The sequence below is a fragment of the Acinetobacter sp. 228 genome, assembly GCF_048147885.1.
Genome location: NZ_JAYWYV010000017.1, coordinates 63,217 through 70,278 on the forward strand (window position 1 = coordinate 63,217; position 7,062 = coordinate 70,278).

Genomic DNA, 7,062 nt, shown 5'->3' on the forward strand with positions numbered 1-7,062 from the left:
CCCTTGTAGTTCAAATTTCTAGCACCATAATAACGACTAAGAACATATTCATTTGACAAGCAAGATTTAGAGAGTCTATTCATGTTGGCAAGTCTGATCGGAGGAATCTTCGGTACCAAAAATGAGCGCGAACTCAAACGCATGCGTAAAATCGTAGACAAGATTAATGCGCTCGAGCCGACGATATCATCCCTGAGCGATGCAGACTTATCTGCAAAAACTGAAGAATTCAAACAACGATATAATAAGGGTGAAACCCTTGATAAATTACTTCCTGAAGCATTTGCAGTCTGTCGTGAAGCCGCTAAGCGAGTGATGGGCATGCGTCATTATGACGTGCAGCTGATCGGCGGTATTACCTTGCATGAAGGCAAAATCGCAGAGATGCGTACCGGTGAGGGTAAAACCCTGATGGGTACTTTGGCCTGCTATCTGAATGCCATCAGTGGTCAAGGTGTGCATGTCATTACCGTGAACGATTATCTGGCACAGCGTGATGCCGAGTTAAACCGTCCATTATTTGAATTTTTGGGCTTAAGCATCGGTATCATTTATTCCATGCAAAATCCGATGGAAAAAGCTGAAGCTTATCGTGCCGATATTACTTACGGTACCAATAACGAATTCGGTTTTGACTACCTGCGTGACAATATGGTCTTCTCGCTGGCCGAGAAAAAACAGCGTGGTCTGATCTATGCCATTATCGATGAGGTCGATTCGATCCTGATTGATGAAGCACGTACCCCACTGATTATTTCTGGTCAAAGTGAAGACTCTTCACAGCTTTATGCAGCCATTAATAATATTCCACCAAAGTTAAAACCACAGAAAGAAGAAAAAGTGCCGGACGGTGGCCACTTCTGGATTGATGAAAAACAGCGTTCAGTTGAAATTACTGAAGTGGGCTTTGAAACCATTGAAAGTGAACTGATTGAAATGGGTCTGCTGGCTGAAGGTGAGAGCCTGTATTCAGCGGCGAACCTGAACCTGTTACATCATGTCACTGCAGCGATTCGCGCCCATTATCTTTATCAACGCAATGTGCAATACATCATTAACGATGGTGAAGTGATTATTGTCGATGAAAATACCGGTCGTACCATGCCGGGACGTCGTTGGTCTGAAGGTTTGCATCAAGCCGTAGAAGCCAAAGAAGGACTGGAAATCCAGCCGGAAAACCAGACTCTGGCAACCACAACCTTCCAGAACTATTTCCGTCTGTATAAAAAACTGTCCGGTATGACCGGTACTGCTGATACTGAAGCAGCGGAAATGAAAGAAATTTATGGTCTGGATGTGGTGCTGATTCCGACGCACCGTCCAATGATCCGGGATGACCAGAACGATTTGATTTATCTAAATCGTGAAGGAAAATATAACGCCATTATTCAAGAAATTCAGCGTGTGCATGAAGCAGGTGTTGCGCCAATTCTGATTGGTACAGCCACCATTGAAGCGTCTGAAATCCTTTCGGACAAGCTAAAAGCAGCTGGCATTGAACATGAAGTGCTAAATGCCAAGCAGCATGAGCGTGAAGCCGATATTATTGCCCAAGCGGGTGCACCACGTGCTGTAACCATTGCTACCAACATGGCCGGTCGTGGTACCGACATTTTGCTCGGTGGTAACTGGAAAGCATTACTGGCGAAAATTGAAAACCCAACTCCTGAAGATGAAGCGCGTCTGAAAGCAGAATGGGAGGTCAATCATCAGGCAGTGCTGGATTCGGGCGGTTTGCATATTATCGGTTCCGAACGTCATGAATCACGCCGTATCGATAACCAGTTGCGTGGCCGTGCCGGCCGTCAGGGTGACCCTGGTGTATCGCGCTTCTACCTGTCACTGGAAGACGACCTGATGCGTATCTTTGCCGGTGATCGCGTAGTCGGTATGATGCGTGCCATGGGCTTACAGGAAGATGAAGCCATTGAGCACAAGATGGTATCTCGGTCGATTGAAAATGCCCAGCGTAAAGTGGAAGCACGTAACTTTGACATTCGTAAGAACCTGTTGAAATACGATGACGTCAATAACGAACAGCGTAAGATTATTTATAGCCAACGTGATGACATCCTGGCGGAAAGCTCATTGCAGGATTATATTGAAGAAATGATCCGTGAAGTGATGCAGGGTGTGATCGCCAATTATATTCCACCTGAATCGATTCATGACCAGTGGGATATTGAAGGGCTGGAACTGGCGTTGCGTGAAGACCTGTCAATAGATATTCCTGTCGGACAATGGTTGGAACAGGACCGTCGTCTGGATGAAGAAGCTTTGGTCGAGCGTATTACAGATGAAGTGCTGAATCGCTACCGTTCACGTCGTGAGCAAATGGGTGAAGAATCTGCAGCATCGCTTGAACGTCACTTTATGCTGAATTCTCTGGACCGTCACTGGAAAGAACATCTGGCGGCTATGGACTACTTGCGTCAGGGGATTCATTTACGTGGTTATGCACAGAAGAATCCAGAGCAGGAATACAAAAAAGAAGCTTATAACCTGTTTGTGAACATGCTCGGTACGATTAAGTCCGATGTAGTGACAGATCTGTCGCGTATCCACGTACCGACCCCTGAAGAACTGGCCCAAATGGAAGCACAGCAACAGGCACAGGCTGAGGCAATGCGTTTGCAGCTATCTCATCAGGAATTTGACGGCTTGCTTGCAGGTGAACATGAGATGGATACCGAACAGAATGCTCAGGCGAATCCTGTAGCGCCAGTCTTTGAAGCGCCGGCAAGTCGTAATGCACCTTGCCCGTGTGGTTCAGGCCTGAAATACAAACAGTGTCATGGCAAGATCTAAACTGGATTAGAAATCAGAGCCACATGGCTCTGATTTTTTTATGTATGAAGATTTTTCAGAAATTGAATACTGTTTGCAGTCTTAGGAATTAAATGCTATTTAATGGCTGATTCAACACCTCAAAGTGGAAGAACCTGAATGAAAAAAGTATTAAAAACGCTCATGATTGCTGCTTTGGCAATGCCTGTATTAAGTTTTGCACAGACTCCATCTACCACAACACTGGATAAGGTTGAGCAAGCGGTGGGTACGACCACTGCCCAAGTGCAACGCACGGATACACAAGTGACGGTAGTCAGTCCACGTACGGGGATCAGTTATACCTTTGCTAACCAGAATCGTCCGATTGTATTGCAGACTGCTGCGATTGCAGCGGCCAATGCAGCAAATGCAGACCGGATTGTTGCTACAAATCCCGCTCTTTCAAGCGTAAGTCAGCAACAGGCCAAACAGGCTTTATTGAATCAAGCTGGACAAATTGCACAAAACTAAAAATATCTCATTAAAAAATATGAAAACCAGTCTTGATGACTGGTTTTTTATTGTGAAAATCTATAATAAATCTTAGGCGGGCTCTGGCTTTGGCTCGATTTTTTATTGCAGATCAACTAAGCTGTATTTTTCTGAAACTTCAAGATTGGATTTTAAAATGGCAGTTGGTGACGTATCTATGCCACAGATGCATGTGGTGAAAGGGGTTAAAATTGGTTCGGCTGAAGCCTATGTACGCTATCAGAACCGACGTGACCTGGTGATATTTGAACTGGCTGCCGGCTCCAATGTTGCAGGGGTATTTACTCAAAATGCCTTCTGCGCAGCCCCGGTGCATGTGTCAAAAGCACATTTAAAGATAGGCAATCCACGGTATCTCGTCATTAATACCGGTAATGCCAATGCGGGTACTGGCCCGACAGGTATGGTAAATGCAGAAGCGACATGTGCCAAACTGGCCGAGCTGGCCGGAGTAAAACCTGAAGAAGTATTACCGTTTTCAACAGGTGTGATTGGCGAGCAGTTGCCAATGGAACGTTTGCTCAGTGGATTACAGCCAGCCCTGGATTCATTGCGTGATGATGCCTGGATGGATGCAGCGACAGGAATTATGACCACGGATACCACACCGAAAGGTGCATCCGAACAGTTCGAACTGGATGGTATTACTTATACCATGACAGGTATTTCCAAGGGTGCCGGCATGATTCGTCCAAATATGGCGACCATGTTGGGCTATGTGGCCACAGATGCGCCGATCAGCCGTGAACTGGTACAGCAGCTTTTGTCTGAGACAGTAAACCAGTCATTTAACCGTATTACGATTGACGGTGATACTTCAACCAATGACTCCTGTATCTTGATCGCTACAGGTCAGGCAGGTGGTGTCGAAATTAATTCGATTGAAGATTCGCGTTATGCAGCGGTGCGAGAAGTACTGATGCGTATCATGAAACGCCTTGCACAACTGATCGTGCGTGATGGTGAAGGTGCAACCAAATTTATTACCGTCACAGTCGAGGGGGGTGCCAATACCCAGGAATGCTGTGATGTAGCCTATAGCATTGCCCATTCACCTCTAGTTAAAACTGCGATCTTTGCTTCTGATCCAAACTGGGGGCGTATTCTGGCTGCGATTGGTTATGCCAGTGTAGTAAATTTAGACGTTGCAAAAATTCAGGTTTGGTTAGATGATGTACAAATCTGCAAAGATGGTGGTGCAGCAGCAGATTATACCGAAGCGGCAGGTGCACGTGTCATGGCACAAGCTGAAATGACGATTCGTGTTGATCTTGGACGGGGTGAAGCAAAAGATACGGTCTATACCTGTGACTTATCTTATGATTATGTAAAAATCAATGCAGATTATCGTTCATAATCCAGATTGTTTTGAAAGCCTCCATTGCGGGGCTTTTTTTATACTTAATGATTTTTAATGACTGGTCAAAAATAGCATATCGCCAGAGATGACCGGGATGTAGGGTGAAAGGTTCATTGAATAATGAACCATGAGGGTAGAGTAAGAGTTGTTATGAATGATGCGACTAAATTAATAGCGAATGAAGCTAAATCGATTGTGCAGGCGCATTTAGATCGTTTAGGAGATCCCAAAGAGCATCAGATCAGTGCACAAGCCAAACAGGAAAAATTTGCCCAGATTCAGACCGAGCTGGAAAAACAGAATGCGGTTTTAGTCGCGCATTATTATTGTGATCCTGAAGTGCAGGAGCTGGCCGAACTTACAGGTGGTTGTGTTTCGGATTCACTAGAAATGGCACGTTTTGGTCGCGATCACCCAGCATCGACGCTTGTGGTGGCAGGTGTGAAATTTATGGGTGAAACTTCAAAAATCCTTTCACCTGAAAAAACGGTACTCATGCCTACTCTGGAAGCCTCCTGTTCGCTAGATCTGGGCTGTCCTGTAGATGAGTTTAGCAAGTTCTGTGATGCTTATCCTGATCATACTGTAGTGGTCTATGCCAATACTTCTGCTGCGGTGAAAGCACGTGCCGATTGGGTGGTCACCTCAAGTTGTGCAGTGGAAATTATTGAGCATCTGGACAGTCTGGGTGAAAAAATTATATGGGCACCGGATCAGCATCTGGGACGTTATATTCAGAACAAAACCGGAGCTGACATGCTGCTTTGGGACGGGGCTTGTATCGTACATGAAGAATTCCGCTCCCGCGGTATTGCTAGTATGAAAGCTTTATATCCAGATGCGGCAGTTTTGGTACATCCGGAATCACCCATGTCCGTGGTAGAAATTGCAGATGCAGTTGGGAGTACTTCGCAACTGATCAAGGCAGCCCAAACTTTACCGCACAAGCGATTAATTGTGGCAACAGACCGTGGCATCTTCTATAAAATGCAGCAAGCTGTCCCGGATAAGATCCTGATTGAGGCTCCAACCGCTGGAGAAGGAGCAACATGTCGTTCCTGTGCACATTGTCCTTGGATGGCAATGAACGAACTTGATGGAATTTTGCAGGTTTTGCAGCATCGTGATCAGGAGATTCATGTGGACCCCACTTTAGCTCAGCGAGCCAAATTACCCCTAGATCGAATGTTAGATTTTAGCGCCAGCTTAAAACGCTAGAAATTTGTATAAAAAATGTCTGAAATGCTTGATAAATAAACGCTTGAAGTGTTTTTTCGATTTTTTTTAAATATAGGTGTTGACGTCTCAGGGCGTCACGCCTAGAATGCACACCGTACCGAACGAGATGTTCGATACAAAAGCTGAGATGAATCGGAGCATAGCACAGCCTGGTAGTGCACCTGGTTTGGGACCAGGGGGTCGTAGGTTCGAATCCTACTGCTCCGACCAATTCTTCAAGGCAAATGATGTTAGCATCAGTAAAGCGCTTGTAGCTCAGTTGGATAGAGCATCCGCCTTCTAAGCGGATGGTCACAGGTTCGAATCCTGTCAGGCGCGCCATTTGGTGGCTTGATATTAAGAACTAAATGTGATAATGGTGGATGTAGCTCAGTTGGTAGAGCCCTGGATTGTGATTCCAGTTGTCGCGGGTTCGAATCCCGTCATTCACCCCAACTTTTAAAGTTGAATTCGGAGCATAGCACAGCCTGGTAGTGCACCTGGTTTGGGACCAGGGGGTCGTAGGTTCGAATCCTACTGCTCCGACCATCTCCTTCAAGATGGTCGAGATAAAAGATACCGCGTTAAGCGGTTTTTTTATGCCTGAAATCTATGTTTGGCTTAAAGTGAGTAAGGATAAGTATTTGGGGTTAAAAATAACTAATCAATTATCTGGTTATTAAAGTTATTAAAATAATATTTCCTCATTCCTCATTCCTCATTCCTCATTCCTCATTCCTCATTCCTCATTCCTCATTCCTCATTCTTCATTCTTCATTTGAATATCCAATAACTGTGATTAGAAAAGATCTTCTGATTAATGAACTTTTTTTGGGATTAGCAATTATTTTCGACACAAGGTTTATTTAAATTATTCCAAAACAATAGTTTTAAAAAGATATTAAAGGGCATAAAAAATAAGAAGCATAAATTGTAATTTTTCAGTTAATAAAGAAATAAAGATTATTTTTAATAATGAGATTGTGAAAATAGAAGTTTGTAGTGTTAAAAAAAGAATATTTCAGATTGAAAAGTATACATATATGTATATTTTGCAGAAATAATAAACAGTCGTTAGGTTTTTTCTGAATTATTTAAAAAATGGGGTTGCAAGGGATGTGAAATGCTGTAGAATGCACATCCATCGGCGGTGATGAAGATTA

Annotated in this window: 4 protein-coding genes and 4 tRNA genes; all 8 read left to right on the top strand. The window is 44.3% G+C overall.

The annotated features are described in order from the left end of the window. Nucleotides 1-81: 81 nt before the first annotated feature. Nucleotides 82-2,808, top strand: coding sequence for a preprotein translocase subunit SecA (gene secA / locus VXQ92_RS12335; protein ID WP_416681921.1), 2,727 nt, complete (start codon nucleotides 82-84; stop codon nucleotides 2,806-2,808). A 138-nt stretch (nucleotides 2,809-2,946) separates the two neighbouring features. Next, nucleotides 2,947-3,300, top strand: coding sequence for a hypothetical protein (locus tag VXQ92_RS12340; RefSeq protein ID WP_064095185.1), 354 nt, complete (start codon nucleotides 2,947-2,949; stop codon nucleotides 3,298-3,300). Nucleotides 3,301-3,457: 157 nt separating this feature from the next. After that, entirely contained in the window at nucleotides 3,458-4,678 is a 1,221-nt protein-coding gene (argJ, locus tag VXQ92_RS12345; RefSeq protein WP_416681924.1) for a bifunctional glutamate N-acetyltransferase/amino-acid acetyltransferase ArgJ, read from the top strand. A 153-nt stretch (nucleotides 4,679-4,831) separates the two neighbouring features. Continuing rightward, nucleotides 4,832-5,899, top strand: coding sequence for a quinolinate synthase NadA (gene nadA, locus VXQ92_RS12350; protein ID WP_416681926.1), 1,068 nt, complete (start codon nucleotides 4,832-4,834; stop codon nucleotides 5,897-5,899). Between the two features lie 154 nt (nucleotides 5,900-6,053). Beyond that, a tRNA-Pro gene (locus tag VXQ92_RS12355) sits at nucleotides 6,054-6,130 on the top strand. Between the two features lie 34 nt (nucleotides 6,131-6,164). After that, a tRNA-Arg gene (locus VXQ92_RS12360) sits at nucleotides 6,165-6,241 on the top strand. Between the two features lie 37 nt (nucleotides 6,242-6,278). After that, nucleotides 6,279-6,354 (top strand) — tRNA-His (locus tag VXQ92_RS12365). A gap of 17 nt (nucleotides 6,355-6,371) precedes the next feature. Then, nucleotides 6,372-6,448, top strand: a tRNA-Pro gene (locus VXQ92_RS12370). Nucleotides 6,449-7,062 lie beyond the last annotated feature (614 nt).

Coding starts and splice junctions, on each gene's coding strand:
- secA (WP_416681921.1), top strand. CDS start 82: ATGTTGGCAAGTCTGATCGGAGGAATCTTCGGTACCAAAAATGAGCGC.
- VXQ92_RS12340 (WP_064095185.1), top strand. CDS start 2,947: ATGAAAAAAGTATTAAAAACGCTCATGATTGCTGCTTTGGCAATGCCT.
- argJ (WP_416681924.1), top strand. CDS start 3,458: ATGGCAGTTGGTGACGTATCTATGCCACAGATGCATGTGGTGAAAGGG.
- nadA (WP_416681926.1), top strand. CDS start 4,832: ATGAATGATGCGACTAAATTAATAGCGAATGAAGCTAAATCGATTGTG.